This is a genomic window from Paenibacillus prosopidis (genome assembly GCF_003337375.1).
GTDB classification, from domain to species: Bacteria; Bacillota; Bacilli; order Paenibacillales; family Paenibacillaceae; genus Pristimantibacillus; species Pristimantibacillus prosopidis.
This window is the reverse complement of sequence record NZ_QPJD01000001.1, coordinates 431,359-449,148: the sequence shown is the minus strand read 5'-3', so window position 1 is coordinate 449,148 and position 17,790 is coordinate 431,359. Positions and strand designations below refer to the sequence as shown.

Genomic DNA, 17,790 nt, shown 5'->3' with positions numbered 1-17,790 from the left:
TGAACAGTGGCGGAACAACGGTAAGCGGATTGGCATTATTGAAAGAGGAAACATTGTAATGCCAACGCATGGCCGCAACCTTCCAATGATGAATCGTACACGTCTTGCACAATATTACCAATACATATCAAAACCTTTGCAAGGCTCCCTTCCGGAGTTTATAGGGGCAAGAGAAGTTATTTGCCTTGGGGGAAGGACCGTATTCTGGGATTTAGTTGCTTCACGCTTGGTTTTGTCCCTGCTTCCGGATTGGCCAGTCCCGATTCGTGATATGGAAACCTATTATGATATTGCCGAACGGGTCATGAATGTCACCGACGAATATGCTAAAGGGTCTACGTTAACGGAGAAATTGCTGGATCGTCTGCAGCTAGGCGGTTTTCCCGAATCGAGATATATGCCGATAGCCGCTGATCTTCATCCGACCAAGTTCGGGGAAGTTCACGCGGATGTTTTTTTCAGTTCGTTTTCTCTCCTTGCTAAAGCTTCATTTCTCAGACCTTTCGATATGGCTATAAACGCCCGTGCGGTTCAAATGCTGGTCGATCAGGGGAAAGCAACCGGCGTTAAGGTCATGTCTCCGGATATGAGTTCTTATATTCTCAAAGCAAAAACGATCGTATTGTCAACGAGTACGTATGAAACTCCGCGTTTGTTGCTTCATTCGGGCATCCAGGGAGGGGCGGTCGGCCATTATATGACCAATCAAGTTTTTATGCTGGCTCCTGGGAAAGTGAACCGTAAGGATTTCACTGACATTCCAGGAACTCTCGCCATTTTAATCACTGCAACACCAGAAAAGCCCTATCAAATCCGTCTGATAGGACCAAGCGGTTATGATTGGTATCCATCCTCTGAAGAAAAACCGTTCTTGGAGGAGCTTGACATTCTTATCCAATGTTTTGGTAAGATTAATCCTCGGTATGAAAACAGGGTCAGTCTCAACCCTAACAGAAAAGATGAATATGGGGTTCCGGAAATAGAAGTATACTTTTCTTTTAGTGAAGCAGAACAAGCTGAAATTCAAAAGATGGTGGAAGCTGTTAAGCGGATTTCTTCCGTCGCCGATATCACCTTGGGTGAATTCTGCCTTGTGCCTACCGGAGATTTGCATCACACATCGGGGACGTGCCGTATGGGTGATGATCCTTCGACCTCGGTCACGGATCAATACGGTCAAGTTCACGGCATTTCCGGGCTTTATGTGGCCGACAACAGTGTTTTGCCATTCATCGGGTCTGGAAATCCAACGTTGACTACAGTTGCGCTTGCCATTCGAACGGCCGATCAGATCGCCGCACAAGCGTGAATAATTCATGCTAGCGCCTCTTCAATGGGGTGAATTGAGGAAGGGAATCAACTTCTCCGCATTGCCACGTTACCCCCAAAAAGGAAAAAAGCGTCCTTGAAATATTTCATGAGCATTTTTTTTCGTTTTGGGGGTGTAGGTATTTCTTAGCTTGATAGGCATGTGAAAAAACGCTTCGGACTAATTCTCAGTCTCCCTTACATAAACTAATTAGGATTTAGATGCAAAGGGGTGAAGTCATGGCATTAAAAATATGGGTTGCTCGAAACAACGATACACTCCGAATCATCGCGGATCAAAAGTGTATATCGATTGATGATCTCATAAAGCTTAATCCATCCATCGAACACCCCGATCAGAACATCGCTGGTAGGCTGGTAAATCTTCCTTTCTTCACTGAATCGGACATGAGGCAAGTCGCGATTCCTCCGACTTGTCACATACCAACAGACTATATCGAAAATTGGATTCCTTTGACTTCATTGGAAACCATGGCGGATACCGAATACGATGTACTGATTGTAGGTACAGGTGCCGGAGGAGGAACCATGCTCTGGAGGCTGTGCGAACAGTGGCGGAACAACGGTAAGCGGATTGGCATTATTGAAAGAGGAAACATTGTAATGCCAACGCATGGCCGCAACCTTCCAATGATGAATCGTACACGTCTTGAACAATATTACCGATACATATCAAAACCATTGCAAGGCTCGTATCCGGAGTTTATAGGGGCAAGAGAGGTTATTTGCCTTGGGGGAAGAACGGTATTCTGGGATGTTGTTGCTTCTCGCTTGAATTTGCCTCTGCTTCCGGATTGGCCGATTTCGGTCTATGAAATGGATACCTTTTATAATATTGCCGAGCGGGTCATGAATGTCACCGACGAATATGTCAGAGGGTCTACGTTAACGGAGATATTGCTGGATCGTCTGCAGCAAGGCGGTTTTCCCGAATCGATCTATATGCCGATAGCCGCCGATATTCATCCGACCAAGTTCGGGGAAGTTCATGGGGATGTATTTTTCAGTTCTTTTTCTCTCCTTGCTAAAGCTTCATTTCTCAGACCTTTCGATTTAGCTATAAATGCCCGTGCCGTTCAAGTGCTGTTCGAGCAGGGGAAAGCAGCCGGCGTTAAGGTTATGTCTCCGGATATGAGTTCTTATATTCTTAAAGCAAAAACGATCGTATTGTCGACGAGTACGTATGAAACCCCGCGTTTGCTGCTTCATTCGGGCATCCGGGGAGAAGCGGTCGGCCATTATCTAACAAATCAGGTTTATATGCTGGCTCCCGGAAAAGTGAACCGCAGCGATTTCACGGATATTCCGGGAAATCTCGGAATTTTAATTTTCGGAACGCCGGATAGGCCCTATCAGATTCGTCTGGTGGGACCAAACGGTTATGATTGGTATCCATCATCTCAAGAAAAACCGTTCTTAGAGGAGCTGGACATTCTTCTCCAATGTTTTGGCAGGATCACTCCTCGGTATGAAAACAGGGTCGTACTAAACACAGACAGAATAGATGCATACGGAGTACCTGAAATAGAAGTACACTTTGAATTTAGTGAAGAAGAACGATCCGAAATTCAAAAGATGGTAGAGTCTGTAAAGCGGATTTCTTCCGTTGCCGATATGACCTTGGGTGAAATTTGTCTTGTACCTACCGGAGATTTGCATCACACTTCGGGTACATGCCGTATGGGTGATGATCCTTCGACCTCAGTCACTGATCTGTACGGTCAAGTTCACGGTATTTCAGGACTGTATGTGGCCGACAACAGTGTTTTACCATTCATCGGGTCCGGAAATCCAACGTTGACTACAGTTGCACTTGCCATTCGAACGGCGGATCATATCGTCACTCAAGCGTGAATCATTCATGCTAGCGCCTCTTCAATGGGGTGAATTACTAGCTGCGCGGTGAGCCTTCGTACATAAAGAAAAAAACTCAGCCCGTTATAGAGCTGAGTTTTACTAGACTCACGTCTTTTCCTTATTTTATGGAGCGAAAACAACGGTACCTTATCACTCGGCCTTAATTAACTGGTCCGCTTCGGCAATCAGCTCGTTTAGCTCCGTCTTGTCAATCCCGTCTTTCATATTCAATGGAGATGGAGATGGTATCGCTGACGGTGGCCTTTTTGACGGATGTTGCCTTGATGACGCCCTCGATCTCATAAAGGTCAGGCATCTCCCTCAATTTCAGCTTCAGCATCGTGTCGCTGATGATCTCGTAATCGATGTATGGCTTCAGCGATTCCGGAATATCCCAGTTGACGCGCTTGATGCCGGAATTTGTCTGCACGTTGGCCGTTAGGACGATTTCATCGCCTACGGAGCTCAACTTGTTTTTATTGGCGCTCAAAGTCATTGCAACATCGTAAGGCTTATCTGTGAAAATCATCGCACTGAAATAGTTAGCCTTCCGGCCGGCTTCGTTATTTATTGAGCCCGTACGCAGACGCATCTCCGCCGCTTCATAAATTAAATCCGTTTCTCCCTCAGCGGCCGCGTCCGCGACCTCGTTGAGGTAGTGGTTGCCGACGATCTCGTATCCGGCGGCCCATATACCGCTTTGCGTTCTGTTCCTGTCGGAAATGAACGTCGCCGATTCCACTTCCTCGCCGACTGCATATCTCGCGTTGTACAACGTGCCTGTGAGCAGGCGATTGTCATAGGCCCCGTAAAGATCGATACCCTGGTTCCAGGCGATATCCGCCTGAGAGGCAAGTCCCGTAATGCCCATCCTGGCGTGCGGCTGATCACGGCTGCTTTCCTGCTGCTCGCCGGACGGGTAAATATAGCTGGGCAGGCTTCCCATAGACACAGCGTTGCCTTCCCTGTAAGTGCCGAGATACCGCTGCTTCAGCGCGTCGTTAAATAAGCCAACATCCTCCAAATATACCGCTGCGGCCATGTTGAAGCCGCCGATAATAGCATCCCAGTTGCCATTGGCCTGGGGATAGAAATCGTAGGTCTTGGTCAGCAGCAAATGCAGGTAAGTCTCAAATTCGGCGATGCTTGCCTCCTGCCATTTGTCCGCCGGCGCAACGCCGGGATCGTTATTGTAGACATGCCTTATGATCTCGGCGGCGTTCACGAAATCCGTCCCCACGATGGAGATTCGCAGCTTCAAGTCGTTTCCGAGCCCGAGGGTCTTCAGTGTGTTGGCCCAGCCGTTCAGGACATCTCTAGCTTTTTTTCCGTAGGCTGCGTCTCCGTCCAAATAGTACCGTAAAGCGTAATAGAGTGCCTTGCTGCCGCCGCGGGTATATTCGGTACCTCCGATATTGGGGCTGTTGTAAGGACCCACATCGAGCACAGGCGCCGGATTAACCGTATTGTTATCGAACCAGGTAGTGGCGCTTACGAGTTCCTGATATCCCTTTCCATATACCGTATCCAGATTGTCTTTATTTGCCTTGATGTTTTCAAGGTCCTCCAGTGTGAAATAGACGCCCGGATGCTGGAAGACGAAATCGTCGCCCAGATAGGGGATCTCGTCCTCGCTGACATACTGATCGCCTATATAGGTCACATCGAAATAGTCCAAATTGGGTCCGTCGTAAACCGCCTGTCCCGGAGGCGCCTCCATTCCCAGAGTAATAGTATTTTTACCCTTCTCCAACCAGACGTTCATATAGTTGTTATTCCAAGCGGTATTGCCTTTTACGTTTGCAAAGCCATTGTCCATTTGCGGAGTCAGGGATGTGTTGGTCTCCGGATTATAACTGTCTATGTATCCGGACATATTGAAAATCATCCAGCCCGCCCAATGCGGATCCATGGTATTCGTAAAATCCGGTTCATCATTGTTGATAATAATGCGGCTGTTCCTCTCGTCGCGGACATTTCGGTAACCTTCCACCTTTGTGGCTGGGTTGTTATATTTGAAAGCTAATTCATAAAAGCCCGCCGCCGGAACAATCACCTTCCAGCTGGCCTTGTCCTGCCCCGATGGAATGGTGTTATTATTAGAGCCGCTGCCCGTTTTATAGTTGGCGACAGGGTCGCTGAAATCCACAAATTTACCGCTCGAGGCTCCTGTTAAGACAACTTCATCCGCGGCGGCAGACCCCGGCACCGTATCTCCGTTGTCCCTTATATAGATATTGCCTGTATGCTTATAAAAATCTTCCGCCTCTATCCTTGTAGTAAAGCCTTTGAAACCGGTAGGCACGATAGGATCACCCAGAGTGTCGTTCTCAGCCGCGACAGCAAGATTCGCTGTTGACCCCGGGACAAGCGTACATAAAGGCATACATATTATTGGTACACCTAACAATAACGATAAAGTCTGTTTCAAATGCTTTTTCATAATCGCTCTCCTTTCTTAAATGAGGCAATACTATTTCCCAATCCCCTCGTTCCGCCTGCCTGCAAAGTGCTGTCCGACAATCTCCTTTCCATCCGTTTATTTAAGCAACAAATGCATCGTTTTCAGGCGAGCACAGTCCGCCCATGGCTTCTGTGTTCACCAACCTCGATAAACTTCATAGTATCAATGTGAGGAAGCAATTCATATGCTGTTTTTTTAAGAATAAAGTCAGTATTCTTAAGAATTGGAATTAAAAAAAGAGCCACGGGATGCTTTCCCTTCGGCTCTTTTCAACCGAACTTTCGGATTTGTTATTATAGGGGTAGCACCATAGTGTTTGGTAATTATACACAAACTTTTGCGCTCGTACACAATCGACAATTTTCGTGATAAACTAAACGTTCAAATATAAACTTGCCAAAATACAACCTTGTGTCTGGGCTTAGTTATATTTCCATATTAATAACCGGAGGAAATTAATGAAAACATTAATACTTAAGTGGAATCAATTGAGCCTGGTAAAACGAATACTAATGGGGATTATAGTTGGTATTATCTTGGCTTTATCGGTTCCTAATGCAACAGGGATCACCATTTTCGGTTCCTTATTTGTATTCGCATTAAAGGCGGTAGCGCCCGTATTGGTCTTGCTGCTAGTGATGTCCGCCATTTCTAAACATAAAAAAGGCCATCAAACGAATATGAAAGCGATTCTTGCCCTCTATGGTGTAAGTACTTTTCTGGCGGGGCTGATAGCCGTTATTGCAAGTTTTATATTCCCGGTAAGCTTGTCACTTGTAGCGGGTGACAAAAATCTTACTCCACCTGATGGGATTGTAGAAGTACTTAAGACATTACTGTTTCAGGTTGTTGATAACCCGGTAAACGCCCTAATGAACGCCAACTATATCGGTATCCTGGGTTGGGCTATCCTTCTTGGCATTGCATTAAGAAACGCCCATGACAATACGAAAACCATGCTTGCAAATTTTTCAGATGCCGTATCACAAATCGTCAAATGGGTAATCAATTGGGCACCGTTAGGAATTATGGGACTTGTTTTTGATTCTATTACAAAAAACGGGCTTTCTTCCTTGCTCGATTACGGAATATTACTTCTCGTTCTTATTGGGTGTATGCTATTTATGGCGCTTGTTGTCAATCCGCTGATCGTCTACCTGAATATTCGCAGAAATCCATATCCACTCGTTTTTAGCTGCCTGAAGGAAAGTGGGATTACCGCATTCTTTACTCGAAGTTCAGCTGCAAACATTCCAGTCAACATGAGATTATGTGAAAAATTGAAGCTGGATAAGGATACGTATGCGGTATCCATTCCATTAGGTGCTACGATTAATATGGCGGGCGCAGCGGTTACGATTTCTGTCTTAACTCTTGCAACTGTTCATACGCTTGGCATTGAAGTCGATTTTGGTACAGCGCTTATGCTTAGCCTTCTATCCGCTGTAGCTGCTGCTGGTGCCTCCGGTGTTGCCGGCGGGTCGCTCTTACTCATTCCGCTGGCGTGCAGCATATTCGGCATTCCGAATGATATTGCGATTCAGGTCGTTGGTGTAGGGTTCATCATAGGTGTTTTACAGGACTCTTTTGAAACGGCACTTAATTCATCCTCCGACGTACTTTTTACAGCAACAGCTGAATATGCAAAAAAACGTAAAGAAGGCAAGGAATACAGGATTAATGTCTAGAACAAAAAAGCAGGAGGCCTTAGGCCCCTGCTTTTTTGTTCCCCCATTTCGATGTTCTAGGAGCGAACGATTTGCGCACTCGAACTTAGATCATCGGCTTCTCAGCCTCTTTTCCAGTGCGCCCAGCAGCTTCGATAGCGTAAACGTCATGACGAAGTATAAAGCGGCGGCCGCGAGCAGCGGCTCCATCGGCCGGAACGTAATCCCTTGCACCGTCCGAGCGTTGAACATCAGCTCCGCGATACCAACGGCCGAGATCAGCGAGGAGTCTTTAATGATGATAATAAATTCGTTGCCGATGGCCGGCAGCATATTGCGAAATGCCTGTGGCAGGATGATGAGTCGCATGGTCATGCCCTGCGTCATACCGAGCGACCGGGCCGCTTCGGCTTGCCCCTTGTCGATTGCCTCGATGCCTGCCCGAAACACCTCGGCCATGTAGGCGGCGCTGTTGATCGTCAACGCGACGACGCCGGAAATGAATGCAGGCAAATTGATTCCGAAACCTGTCAAGCCGTAATGAATGATAAACACCTGCACCAGCATCGGAGTCCCCCGGATCAGTTCGATATAGGTTGAGGCCAGCGCCTTCAGCGCCCAGATGCGCGAAATGCGCATCAAGGCCATAAAAACGCCCAGCACGGTGCCGAGGATGACGCCGAAGAAGGACAGCTGCAGCGTAAGCCACGCTCCCTGCAGATAGGTCTGCCAATGCTGCTCAAGAAACGTAAAGTCAAAACTCATGTGCAACGACTCCGTCCTTCCGTTATTGACCGACAAGCTCGTTCGCTTCGACGACGAAGCGTTCGATGTCTTTGCTTTCTTTCAGGCGTTTGATCGTACTGTCGATACTGTCAAGAAGCTTCTGATTGCCTTTCTTCACCGCGATGGCAGAGCCCGCTTCCTCTTCCGACTGTTCGATTTCCACATCTGAGAGGACAATGTCCGTTTGCGTCAGCACATATTGATCCGCAACGGGCTTCTCGACGATGATCGCGTCTACGCGGCCGCTGGTCAGCTCCATCACAATCTCCGGAATTTTGGCGAGTGACGTCAGCTTAGCGCCTTCAATTTCCTGTGCGATACCTTCTTGAATCGAACCTTTTTGCACGCCGATTTTTTTGCCTTTCAAATCGTCCAGCGTTTTGAATTCGCCGGCCTGCTCCTTCTTCGTAAGCACGCCCTGTTCCGCCAAGTAATAAATTTCGGAGAAGTCGACGTTCTTCTTACGTTCTTCCGTCGGCGTCAAACCCGAGATGACCATGTCGACTTTACCCGTATTAAGCGCAAGCAGCAAGCCATCGAAATCCATGTCCTGGATTTCCAGCTCGGCGTTCATGTCTTTGGCGATCTCTTTGGCGATTTCGATATCGAAACCGACAATTGTGTCCTGGCCATCAATCGATTTATGAAATTCATAAGGTGCATAGTCGGCGCTCGTACCAAGCACGAGCTTCGTTTTTTCTTGGGCGGAATTGCCCCCGTTAGCGCCGGTTTCCGCCGGAGCGTTTGTCTGTTCTTTCTGGCCGCAGGCCGATAAGACAGCCATGACCACCATAAGCAGCAGCATCATCTTCTTCTTCTTCACTTGTCATCTCTCCCTATCCCAATATCGTCTCTCATTGCCGAACCCCGTTTCAATGAACGGCTATAATCTGTACACAATATACTTTACACAACATGCATTGTTTACGTCAGGTATTATAACATCGTATTTCCGAGATCACAAGATTATATTACATATTTTAAGAATAGGCCGGCGTCGTTAGAATGATTGTGTCATGAAACCTGACAATATAAATCCGTGAACTATGCAAGCGCCAAAATATCATTCGTATTTATCTTAGCTTTGTGAAATCGCTGATAGGGTCTGCCTGCAGGATTGGTGTTCTTGAAAGAGAAAAGCCACCCTTGCCGAGAGGGTGGCGGTATGGTTGCTAGCTAGCTTGACTGCACTATCGCTGTATTATTTTATAGAAATCTCATACTTAGACCCAGCTTCACCAGCGAAAACAATGGTACCTTTCGCAGGCAGCACAACCTTATGATCGCCGCTGATCACGGTGAAGTTCACACATGTGCCTTTCTCGTCGTATACGACAAATGAGCCGTTTGCAGGCATCTTCACCTGCATGGTCTTGCCTGCGGCCTTATCCGGTATCGTGTACCACTTGGCATGACCGTTCGCCGGGATGGTTGCCGACGACTTTTTGCCATGATAGATCGGCTTCACTGCATCTTCGCGTACATATATACTGCCCGCGGCTTCGAGGTACTCGGTTCCATCCTCCGTATAAAAGTTATAGCTCGTAATGTCTCTTCCAACCACGGTCGGGATTTGCAATTCGCTGACAGCTGTGTTTGGGCCTATTATTTTTTTGTCCATCACATAACCGGGGAATTCTTCAACCAAATCCAGATTAATAGTGGACATAATCAAGTACGCTACCGATGTATATTTTTCATTGATCAGGTAATATTTCTTGCCGTCACGTTCCTTCCAGGCGGCAGCCGCTTCTTCAGATATTTCATGGGCCGCGAGCTTCTCACCGGAATAATGAGACAAAGCCGTCTGTCCAAGCCCAGGTATCGAGGCATAAAGTCTGGTCCACAAGTAGGTACGTCCATTCTCTTCCACGAAGCTGACCTTCGTATTCCCATCCGCACTCATGAATGAACCATCCGCCGTATACATATATTTCTCAGCCGGAATGTCCGGCATTTGCACCATAGATAATGACATTTCACCAGCTTTGCTGATATCTGCTTGGATCAATTGATTCGACATTCCGTACATCCCCGCATGCTTCAGCAATGTCTCCGGCATTTCCGCCTTTACGGGTGTTCCGTACGACTTCTCAGGCTTAAATTCGGCAATCGTCCCTCTCTCTTTCAGCGCCTGAAGCAGCATTTCATTCGCCAATAGTTGATTTGTCGTACTGGAGCCGCCGGAAGAGAGAACGGCAACAGCCATGTCATGCTCAGGAAGCACAACGAATGCTGCATGATAAAGAATCGTGTCTCCGCCTTTCGTAAGCGCCTTAATGCCGTATTCATCGAACGGGAACAGGTTGACGCTGTCCCAGCCGAGTCCGTAGCCGACAGACGTGTCCGCCTCATCGGGCCAAAAGCCTTTCTTATACTCTTCTTGTTCCATCGCTTCTACCGTTTTGTCAGAGAGTATTCCATCAACTTGTCCTGTGAAGATTTGCGAGAATCGGGCCAAATCCTCCGCCGTGGAATATACGCCGCCTGTTCCAATGACGTTGACCGACTCGTTTGGCAATTGTCCCTCATATGTAGGGTAGTAGAGTCCCGCCATTTTGGATGCGTCCAGCTTATCCAGCGGTGTCTTCGTATTGGACATTTTCAAAGGATTCGTAAAATGTTGATGGATATAAGAGGTATAGTCCATACCGCTGACTTCCTCCACCATAATTTCGGCTAACGTAAACCCGTCGTTGCAATAAACCGAAAAAGCGCCCGGATCAGCCTTCAATTTTTGCTGGGCCAATTGTTCTATCAATCTATCATGGGCATAGGTATCGTTATCTTCAAACAAAAAAGAGTTGGTCAACGTCGATCCGTTAATACCGGAGGAATGGTTGAGCAGCATGCGCGGCGTAATCTGCTTGTATCGTTCGTCTTTCATCGTAAAGTAGGGGATGTACTTGACGACAGGCGAATCCAGATCGACTTTCCCCTCATCTACCAGCTTCATCACGGCCGCGGTAACGATCATCTTGCTCGTCGACCCGATACCGTACATCGTTTCAGCCGTCAGCGGCTTTTTCCCATTCTCATCGTTTCGACCGGATTGACCGGATACGACAATGCTGCCATGATCGATAAGTGCATATTGAACGCTTGTCGTACCGTAACTTTCTGTGAGCAGCAGGGCTTTCTCCGCCGCGGCCTTCCGGGTAGCATCGTAGGCAAGCTCATTGCTCTGGCCTGCAGCCATCGCTCCCGTCGGGACAAGCAGCGTTAGCGCAAGCACCAGTGCCAGCATCCAAGATCTTCTTTTTCTCATAATAGCCTCCTTAGAGTTTAGTCTATAGGTAAGACGTATAACTATCCGTAAAGGTTCATTTATTTGGAAATAAAAATAGAACCTCCCTCGTCTGGGAAGTTCTCTCATATTTTAAGTGAAGTGTTCAATATGGACGGTTGGATATTCTATCTACTACAAAGTGGACAAATTTGGCTGTCTCTATATACGTTTCTTCATGTTTAATGTTCTCGTTCCGGTAATCTTCACGCCATTTTAAAGCGTTGTCTATTAACCAAGCATATTCGGGAATTTCTTTCTTGAACCACTGTGCCGCCTTTATTTTAGAAACCTGTTCGCCATGTTTTAGCGTGTATATTGCCCTGCACATCGTAAGAATGGCGTATCCTTGATAGGGTCTGGAATGAATGGTTTTTTTAACGTATTCTCTCCATCCCAATGCTTGTTCTTTGATGGCCTTTACAAATTCTTCTTTAGAAATAGGTGCAATGAACGTATTTGGAGCAGGTCCGAATAGAGTAATACCGTACTCCTGTACAAAATACCAATTCGGTAACCACTGTATACCCGCCTCCACGATATGAAGCGGTTCTCCGGGGCTAATAACTGCCATTTTACTAGATTTTATTTTAAAAGTCTTTAAAGCTTCAGTCGAATAATACTGCACTTCAATCCTGTTGTCCCACTCCTTATTGCGCTCTGCAAAACCTGCATGCATTTTCTCTAGTGATTGGAGTTCGTCTTCATTAATTCCTGAGGAGACCGCCGCCAGTAAATCAATATCACTGATATCATCATCGAAATCCCCCCATGCCAAAGAACCATATATATAAAAACCGACCAGCTTATCTCCTAGTACTTCTTGTATTTCTGTAAATAGCGACTGGAGCAACCTATTTATATCCGGATACGAGGTTGGTTTCAATTTGATTGCCCCTCTCATTAATATCCCTTATTTAATCCGATTTTGGCTCTGCGAATAGTTGATCTTAATAATATCATATCATTAAGTTGACCTTCATTTTACACTCTTAAAGTATGATGAATCTCGTAATCCAAATCCTAGTTACGGAGAGGAAGATACTAATGTTTAAAAAATGGACTGACAAGCGTTGGGTTCGTACAACCCTTCTGCTGTCCGCCGCAATTCTGGCTGTTCCTGCTGTCAATGTTGTGGCAGAGCAAATAGCGACGAAGATGCCGACCGCAGAAATCTACAAACCGTCCCTGCAGCCCGACAGGATTGTCCTGACGTGGGAGGGCGATACGGCGACTACTCAAGCCGTTACCTGGCGCACGGATGTTAACGTTTTCACGCCTCAAGCCCAAATCGCATTGGCAACTGACAACTCCGATTTTGAGGATAGTGCAGTGACGGTTCCAGCTGAGAGTACTTCCGAAGTGGCTACATACTTGAACTACTCCCAGAAATATCATTCGGTTAACTTCCAAAACCTCACGCCGGAAACAAAATACCTGTATCGCGTAGGCGACGGGGCCAACTGGAGCGAGTGGTTTGAGTTTACCACGGCTTCCGCCCAAGCCAAACCGTTCTCGTTCCTATACGTTGGCGACGCTCAAAACGATATTTTAGAACACTGGTCCCGCGTCATCCGCAACGCTTACTCCGACCTGCCGGAAGCGCGCTTTATCCTGCATGCCGGCGACCTGATCAATCATGGCGACGCCGACGATCAATGGGGCGAGTGGTTCAAAGCAGGCGGATGGCTGAACGGCATGGTGCCGAGCATTCCGACTCCCGGCAACCACGAGTATGCTAGAATCTCGAAAGATACTCCTGCCGGCCTTACGCCTTACTGGCGCCCGACGTTTGCCCTCCCACAGAACGGCCCGGATGAAGCCTTATTCAAGGAGAATGTATATTACACTGACTACCAAGGTATGCGCATTGTCTCGCTCGACACGAACCTTCGGGGCGAAAACCTTGACAAGCAAGTAACGTGGCTCGATCAAACGTTGGCGAACAATCCGAATAAATGGACGGTTCTCATGTTCCACCACCCGATCTTCTCCAGCGCAGAGGGTCGCGACAACGCGGAAGTGCGGAACAAGCTGCTTCCAATCGTTCAGAAATATAATGTTGATTTGGTGCTCCAAGGACATGATCACACGTATGCGCGCGGCCAAGTTGTGAACCAAAACTCCGGGCAGAAGGTAGTAGATAACGACAGCACCACGGTATTCGTGAACTCGGTTTCCGGTCCGAAAATGTATGAATCCTCCTCAGCAGTCTGGGATAAGAACGGTGCGCAGGTGGACAAAGCAGTCGCAAATACCCAGCTGTACCAGCTTATTCATGTCGATGGAGATGTTCTCCGATACGATGCACGTACGGCAACAGGCAAACCGTTCGACGCGTTCGAGATCAAGAAGCTTCCTAACGGAAAGAAGCAGATGACTGAAACGATGAAATAAGTTCTACTCTTCTATACTAAAATAATAGAGATGGAGATGCATTCTCCATCTCTATTGCTTTTCGTAAAGCATCGAGAATATATACAAGGAAGGGTCGACTATGAAACGGATCATAATGTTAATTGCCGCTTTGTTTACGGCTCTTGCGCTGACGGTGCCGATTTTCGTGCTGTTCCCCGGGCCCGCAAGCGCGCATGCCATGGAAAACGGGTACATGGATGTGCAAATTGAGTCGAATAAGGTATATGTAGAACTGCTCCTGGACTTCCACGATCTAACGGGTATAGTTCCGATGCCCGTTGATATGTTGTCTTCACCTTCCGTTGAAGAACTTCAACAAGCGCTTGACGCCAAGACGGAGGCGGTGTTTGATTATGTAGCATCCGGGGTTAAGATATACCGTGACGAGGTGCCCGTCATGCCTGAACTGATCGGCACAAGCATCGAGAGGGTTGGCGAGATGGGGTTGGCCAGATTTCAATTGGTTTATTCCGGAGATGGAGATTCCACTCGTATCCATTATGATGTATTTATTAAGGACGTTAACAAGTCCCATTCGAATATCGCTCAAATTAGCGGACCTCAAGGGGACCAGGAGTTCATCTTCACCATTACGAACCAGGAACTGGTGGTAGGCGAACGCAATTGGCTGCGTCAAGCGTGGCAATTTATTGTCCTTGGTGCAGAGCACATCTTTACCGGGTACGATCACATTCTGTTCGTACTGTGCCTGCTGCCTGCTGCCAAAAGGTTAAGTAGCGTCGTGGAAGTGGTTACAGCGTTCACGGTTGGGCATAGCATAACGCTGGGACTGGCTACCTTTGGATTGGTTCAATTGCCCGGGCGATGGGTAGAGTCGGCCATTGCCGCAAGCATCGTCTTTGTGGCAGCACAAAATTTATTCAATAAAGATCCGAAGCACCGTACGATCGTGACGCTGCTTTTCGGTCTCGTGCACGGATTCGGGTTTGCGGGCATTTTGCAAGAGATGGAGCTTTCCCGCGAAAGCTTGTTATCTTCCCTGCTATTTTTTAATGCCGGGGTGGAGCTCGGACAAATCATCATCCTTTGCGCGATTTTCCCGCTGCTTGCACTTCTGCGGCGTTATCCGACTTATTATCCCAGCGTTGTCTCTGTCAGCTCCGTAGGTGTGATCGCGATAGGTCTGTTTTGGTTTGTACAGCGGATTTTAGTGATATGATTTGCAACACTGTGCAACGAACGGCGATTCTCTAAACGAATAGGTAAATAGAGCAAAAGCAGCCCGCCCTCTAACGAGTGGACTGCTTTTTCTTGTACAAATAGAAAAGCACCTCAAGGATGCTCAATTGCTGCAAAATATTCAATCATACCCGATTTATTGGGTCTTACTATCGCTGCCGGATGATATGATCCGCCGTGCGTATGGCTAGAGCCACCATCGCGAGCGTTGGATTTGCTGCGCCCATAACCGGAAAAATGCTGTTATCCGCTACATAGAGACCGGGTACACCATGAATTTGCACTTCGGATGGATTCTTAAAAAACCTAAATAATGGTAATACTTTTTATTGATGCTGTCGTAAAAAACAAACAAAATGAGGATGACAACATAACTATTGGATTTATTATGATTCCCGAAACCAATCAACAGTTTTTCACTCTTTCAGTGGGATCTCTAAATAAAGGTGTCGGTGTACTTAATTTTGGTGAAGAATTTAACTCACCTGAACTTCTACAAATTATGAATGAGGTCCCACTTAAAGATTGACTTATACGGAGGAGATTAGATGAAATTAAAATATAGATTGTTCTTCATTGCAGTATTTTTAATACTAACAGGATGTTCAATTCAAGGGACTGATTCAGTTATATTGTTAAATTTAGATCAAGTTGAACATGCCTTTCGTACAGAAGGTATAAGACTAGATCCTAAACAAATTACTGACGATTGGAAGATAAGAAAAGTTAAAGCAAATCGATACCTAATAACAAATAATGAACCACCCGACCAAATTTTTATTTACATCTTTGATTCGGAGGAAGCACTTAAAGATGGGCGTAAGGATTTTGATAAACAAAAAGAAAGAAACGAAAAAGTAATTCATGACATTTATGAGAATAAAAATGTTTTAGTTATTTATTGGTATCAACCAAGCAGTACCGATGCAAAAGTTATAGTTGAACGGTTATTGACCGAAATACGACCCCCCGTTCACCTGGATCACCTGCCCTATCACATAAGTGGAATCGTCGGATGCCAGGTAGACGAATGCGGGCGCAATCTCCCACGGTTGAGCGTCCCGTCTCAGCGGATGTTCAAAACCGGCCGACATATAAAGCTTCGGAGGCAGCGATGCCGGTTGAAGAGGCGTCCACGTTCTTCCAGGAGCAACTGCATTTACACGGATTCCGCGGTCGACCAGCGACATGCTCAAGGAACGCGTAAACGTGTTAATCGCACCTTTGGTCGCCGAATAGTCGATCAACCCTTTAAATCCGACATGTGCGGTTTCGGAAGAGGTATTGATGATCGTACTTCCCGGTTTCAAGTAAGGGAGGGCCGCTTTGGTGAGATAGAACATCGCAAAAATATTCGTTCGAAAGGTCCGTTCCAGCTGCTCACGAGTAATGCTTTCGATGCTCTCCTGATAAAACTGCACCGCAGCATTGTTGATCAGGCAGTCGATTCGGCCGAAAGTGCGGATCGTCATTTCCACCACATGCCCACAAAACGATTCATCTCCGATATCTCCGGCGAGAGTGAGGCATCTTCGGCCCAACTGATTGATCCTTGTCCACGTCTCCTTGGCATCCCCGTGTTCATTGAAATAGACGACGACGATGTCCGCTCCTTCTTTGGCGAACGCGTACGCCACAGCTCTTCCGATCCCGCTGTCTCCGCCCGTTATAATCGCAACTTTATCGCGCAGCTTTCCGCTTCCAGCATATGCGGGATTTTCGGAAACGGGTCTTGGAATCATGATGGATTCGATACCGGGCTGCTGCGGCTGATACTGCGGCGGATAGTAAATCGGAATCGTTTCACACTCGGTATAACTTCCAAAAGTGGGCTTCATGATATCCTATCCTTTCTGGAAAACTTGAGATACCACAACATATGCCCATTGCGGAACGGTGGTGCCGCCGGCGATTATTCTTCGACAGCAAGATCAGCGGTAAGGGACACGAACAGCGGTGCTCTAATAAATATTTGCACTCTTGATTTAAGTCAATGACCAGTCATAATCTTCCTATTACAATGAAAATCAACAATGCTATTAGGAGGATATCTTATGACTAACTTAGTACAAGAACTATCGTATCAGCGAAAATCGGCTCTGGCTGCCGGCACATCACTTATCATCATGGCGCTTGCCGCCTTTTTTTCCTTTGGCTTTGTCCATGGAAGCCTTGTGGTGCAAGGCGATGCCAGTGCCACATTTAACAACATCATGTCATCAAATATGCTTTTCAAAGCTGAAATCTTTGGGTGGATCATTATCCTGATACTTGACATTGTGGTCGCCTGGGCTTTCTATATCTTCCTGGAGCCGATTAATAAAAGCCTTTCATTGCTCGGTGCATGGCTCCGTCTTACCTATTCGGCTATTTTGGGAATTGCAATAATGAATTTGGTATTTGTGCTGCTTCTCTCGAAAGGTACGGACTATTTATCATCATTTAAAATCGATCAGCTTCAAGCACTTACGATGCTGTTTTTTGAAGCATTTGAATCGATTTGGTCTATTGGTTTGATCATTTTTGGCGGGCATCTAATGATTGTGGGCTATATAGCTTTCAAATCAGACAGCATACCCAAAGTCATTGGCATCTTGTTGTTGCTTGCTTCAATAGGCTATATTGTGATTCACCTATGTCAAACGTTTCTTCCTCAATATGATGGGGTCATTTCAATACTTAACATTGTATTTATGGTGCCAATGATTGCAGGAGAATTGGGCTTTGGTATATGGTTGCTTTTCAGAGGGGGAAAAGTCCGTAAAAGGATATGACAGCTTATC

General features: G+C 46.7%; 12 protein-coding genes and 1 pseudogene. 6 read left to right on the top strand and 7 right to left on the bottom strand.

Annotated elements, in window-relative coordinates; translation table 11 throughout:
• Window positions 1–1,309: GMC oxidoreductase (locus DFP97_RS01880; protein ID WP_220271115.1), on the top strand; the 1,309-nt coding region annotated here is incomplete at its 5' end.
• A gap of 239 nt (window positions 1,310–1,548) precedes the next feature.
• Window positions 1,549–3,183, top strand: a complete 1,635-nt coding sequence (locus tag DFP97_RS01875) for a GMC oxidoreductase (RefSeq protein WP_245975824.1) — start codon at window positions 1,549–1,551, stop codon at window positions 3,181–3,183.
• A 211-nt stretch (window positions 3,184–3,394) separates the two neighbouring features.
• On the opposite strand, the gene DFP97_RS01870 is transcribed toward DFP97_RS01875, so the two are convergent.
• Window positions 3,395–5,629: an alginate lyase family protein gene (locus tag DFP97_RS01870; protein WP_114378260.1), complete on the bottom strand. Its 2,235-nt coding sequence runs from the start codon at window positions 5,627–5,629 to the stop codon at window positions 3,395–3,397.
• A gap of 479 nt (window positions 5,630–6,108) precedes the next feature.
• Here DFP97_RS01870 and sstT point away from each other — a divergent pair, with 479 nt between their 5' ends.
• Window positions 6,109–7,338: a serine/threonine transporter SstT gene (gene sstT / locus DFP97_RS01865; RefSeq protein ID WP_114378259.1), complete on the top strand. Its 1,230-nt coding sequence runs from the start codon at window positions 6,109–6,111 to the stop codon at window positions 7,336–7,338.
• Between the two features lie 90 nt (window positions 7,339–7,428).
• Here sstT and DFP97_RS01860 read toward each other — a convergent pair whose 3' ends face one another.
• The 4 genes from DFP97_RS01860 to DFP97_RS01845 all read right to left on the bottom strand — a co-directional run bounded on the left by DFP97_RS01860 (window position 7,429) and on the right by DFP97_RS01845 (window position 12,275).
• A complete protein-coding gene (locus DFP97_RS01860) occupies window positions 7,429–8,082 on the bottom strand; it encodes an amino acid ABC transporter permease (RefSeq protein WP_114378258.1) in 654 nt (217 codons plus the stop codon).
• A 22-nt stretch (window positions 8,083–8,104) separates the two neighbouring features.
• Window positions 8,105–8,926 (bottom strand): transporter substrate-binding domain-containing protein, encoded by an 822-nt coding sequence (locus DFP97_RS01855; protein ID WP_114378257.1) that lies wholly within the window; start codon window positions 8,924–8,926, stop codon window positions 8,105–8,107.
• 378 nt (window positions 8,927–9,304) lie between these two features.
• Window positions 9,305–11,371: a serine hydrolase domain-containing protein gene (locus tag DFP97_RS01850; RefSeq protein WP_114378256.1), complete on the bottom strand. Its 2,067-nt coding sequence runs from the start codon at window positions 11,369–11,371 to the stop codon at window positions 9,305–9,307.
• 124 nt (window positions 11,372–11,495) lie between these two features.
• Window positions 11,496–12,275: an aminoglycoside adenylyltransferase domain-containing protein gene (locus tag DFP97_RS01845; RefSeq protein WP_181873313.1), complete on the bottom strand. Its 780-nt coding sequence runs from the start codon at window positions 12,273–12,275 to the stop codon at window positions 11,496–11,498.
• Between the two features lie 161 nt (window positions 12,276–12,436).
• On the opposite strand from DFP97_RS01845, the gene DFP97_RS01840 reads away from it, so the two are divergent.
• Together DFP97_RS01840 and DFP97_RS01835 are read left to right on the top strand one after the other, a co-directional pair.
• Window positions 12,437–13,786, top strand: a complete 1,350-nt coding sequence (locus DFP97_RS01840; protein WP_181873312.1) for a purple acid phosphatase family protein — start codon at window positions 12,437–12,439, stop codon at window positions 13,784–13,786.
• A gap of 100 nt (window positions 13,787–13,886) precedes the next feature.
• On the top strand, window positions 13,887–14,987 hold the full coding sequence (locus tag DFP97_RS01835; RefSeq protein ID WP_114378253.1) for a HupE/UreJ family protein: 1,101 nt from the start codon (window positions 13,887–13,889) through the stop codon (window positions 14,985–14,987).
• 169 nt (window positions 14,988–15,156) lie between these two features.
• On the opposite strand, the pseudogene DFP97_RS01830 reads toward DFP97_RS01835, so the two are convergent.
• Both DFP97_RS01830 and DFP97_RS01820 read right to left on the bottom strand, forming a co-directional pair.
• Window positions 15,157–15,288 (bottom strand): annotated as a pseudogene (locus tag DFP97_RS01830) (GMC oxidoreductase); the annotation flags it as partial.
• A gap of 666 nt (window positions 15,289–15,954) precedes the next feature.
• Window positions 15,955–16,845: an SDR family oxidoreductase gene (locus DFP97_RS01820; RefSeq protein ID WP_114378251.1), complete on the bottom strand. Its 891-nt coding sequence runs from the start codon at window positions 16,843–16,845 to the stop codon at window positions 15,955–15,957.
• Window positions 16,846–17,061: 216 nt separating this feature from the next.
• Between DFP97_RS01820 and DFP97_RS01815 the strand changes: the two genes are divergently transcribed.
• Window positions 17,062–17,781, top strand: a complete 720-nt coding sequence (locus DFP97_RS01815; RefSeq protein ID WP_114378250.1) for a DUF4386 domain-containing protein — start codon at window positions 17,062–17,064, stop codon at window positions 17,779–17,781.
• Window positions 17,782–17,790 lie beyond the last annotated feature (9 nt).

Coding starts and splice junctions, on each gene's coding strand:
- DFP97_RS01875 (WP_245975824.1), top strand. CDS start 1,549: ATGGCATTAAAAATATGGGTTGCTCGAAACAACGATACACTCCGAATC.
- DFP97_RS01870 (WP_114378260.1), bottom strand. CDS start 5,629: ATGAAAAAGCATTTGAAACAGACTTTATCGTTATTGTTAGGTGTACCA.
- sstT (WP_114378259.1), top strand. CDS start 6,109: ATGAAAACATTAATACTTAAGTGGAATCAATTGAGCCTGGTAAAACGA.
- DFP97_RS01860 (WP_114378258.1), bottom strand. CDS start 8,082: ATGAGTTTTGACTTTACGTTTCTTGAGCAGCATTGGCAGACCTATCTG.
- DFP97_RS01850 (WP_114378256.1), bottom strand. CDS start 11,371: ATGAGAAAAAGAAGATCTTGGATGCTGGCACTGGTGCTTGCGCTAACG.
- DFP97_RS01840 (WP_181873312.1), top strand. CDS start 12,437: ATGTTTAAAAAATGGACTGACAAGCGTTGGGTTCGTACAACCCTTCTG.
- DFP97_RS01835 (WP_114378253.1), top strand. CDS start 13,887: ATGAAACGGATCATAATGTTAATTGCCGCTTTGTTTACGGCTCTTGCG.
- DFP97_RS01820 (WP_114378251.1), bottom strand. CDS start 16,845: ATGAAGCCCACTTTTGGAAGTTATACCGAGTGTGAAACGATTCCGATT.
- DFP97_RS01815 (WP_114378250.1), top strand. CDS start 17,062: ATGACTAACTTAGTACAAGAACTATCGTATCAGCGAAAATCGGCTCTG.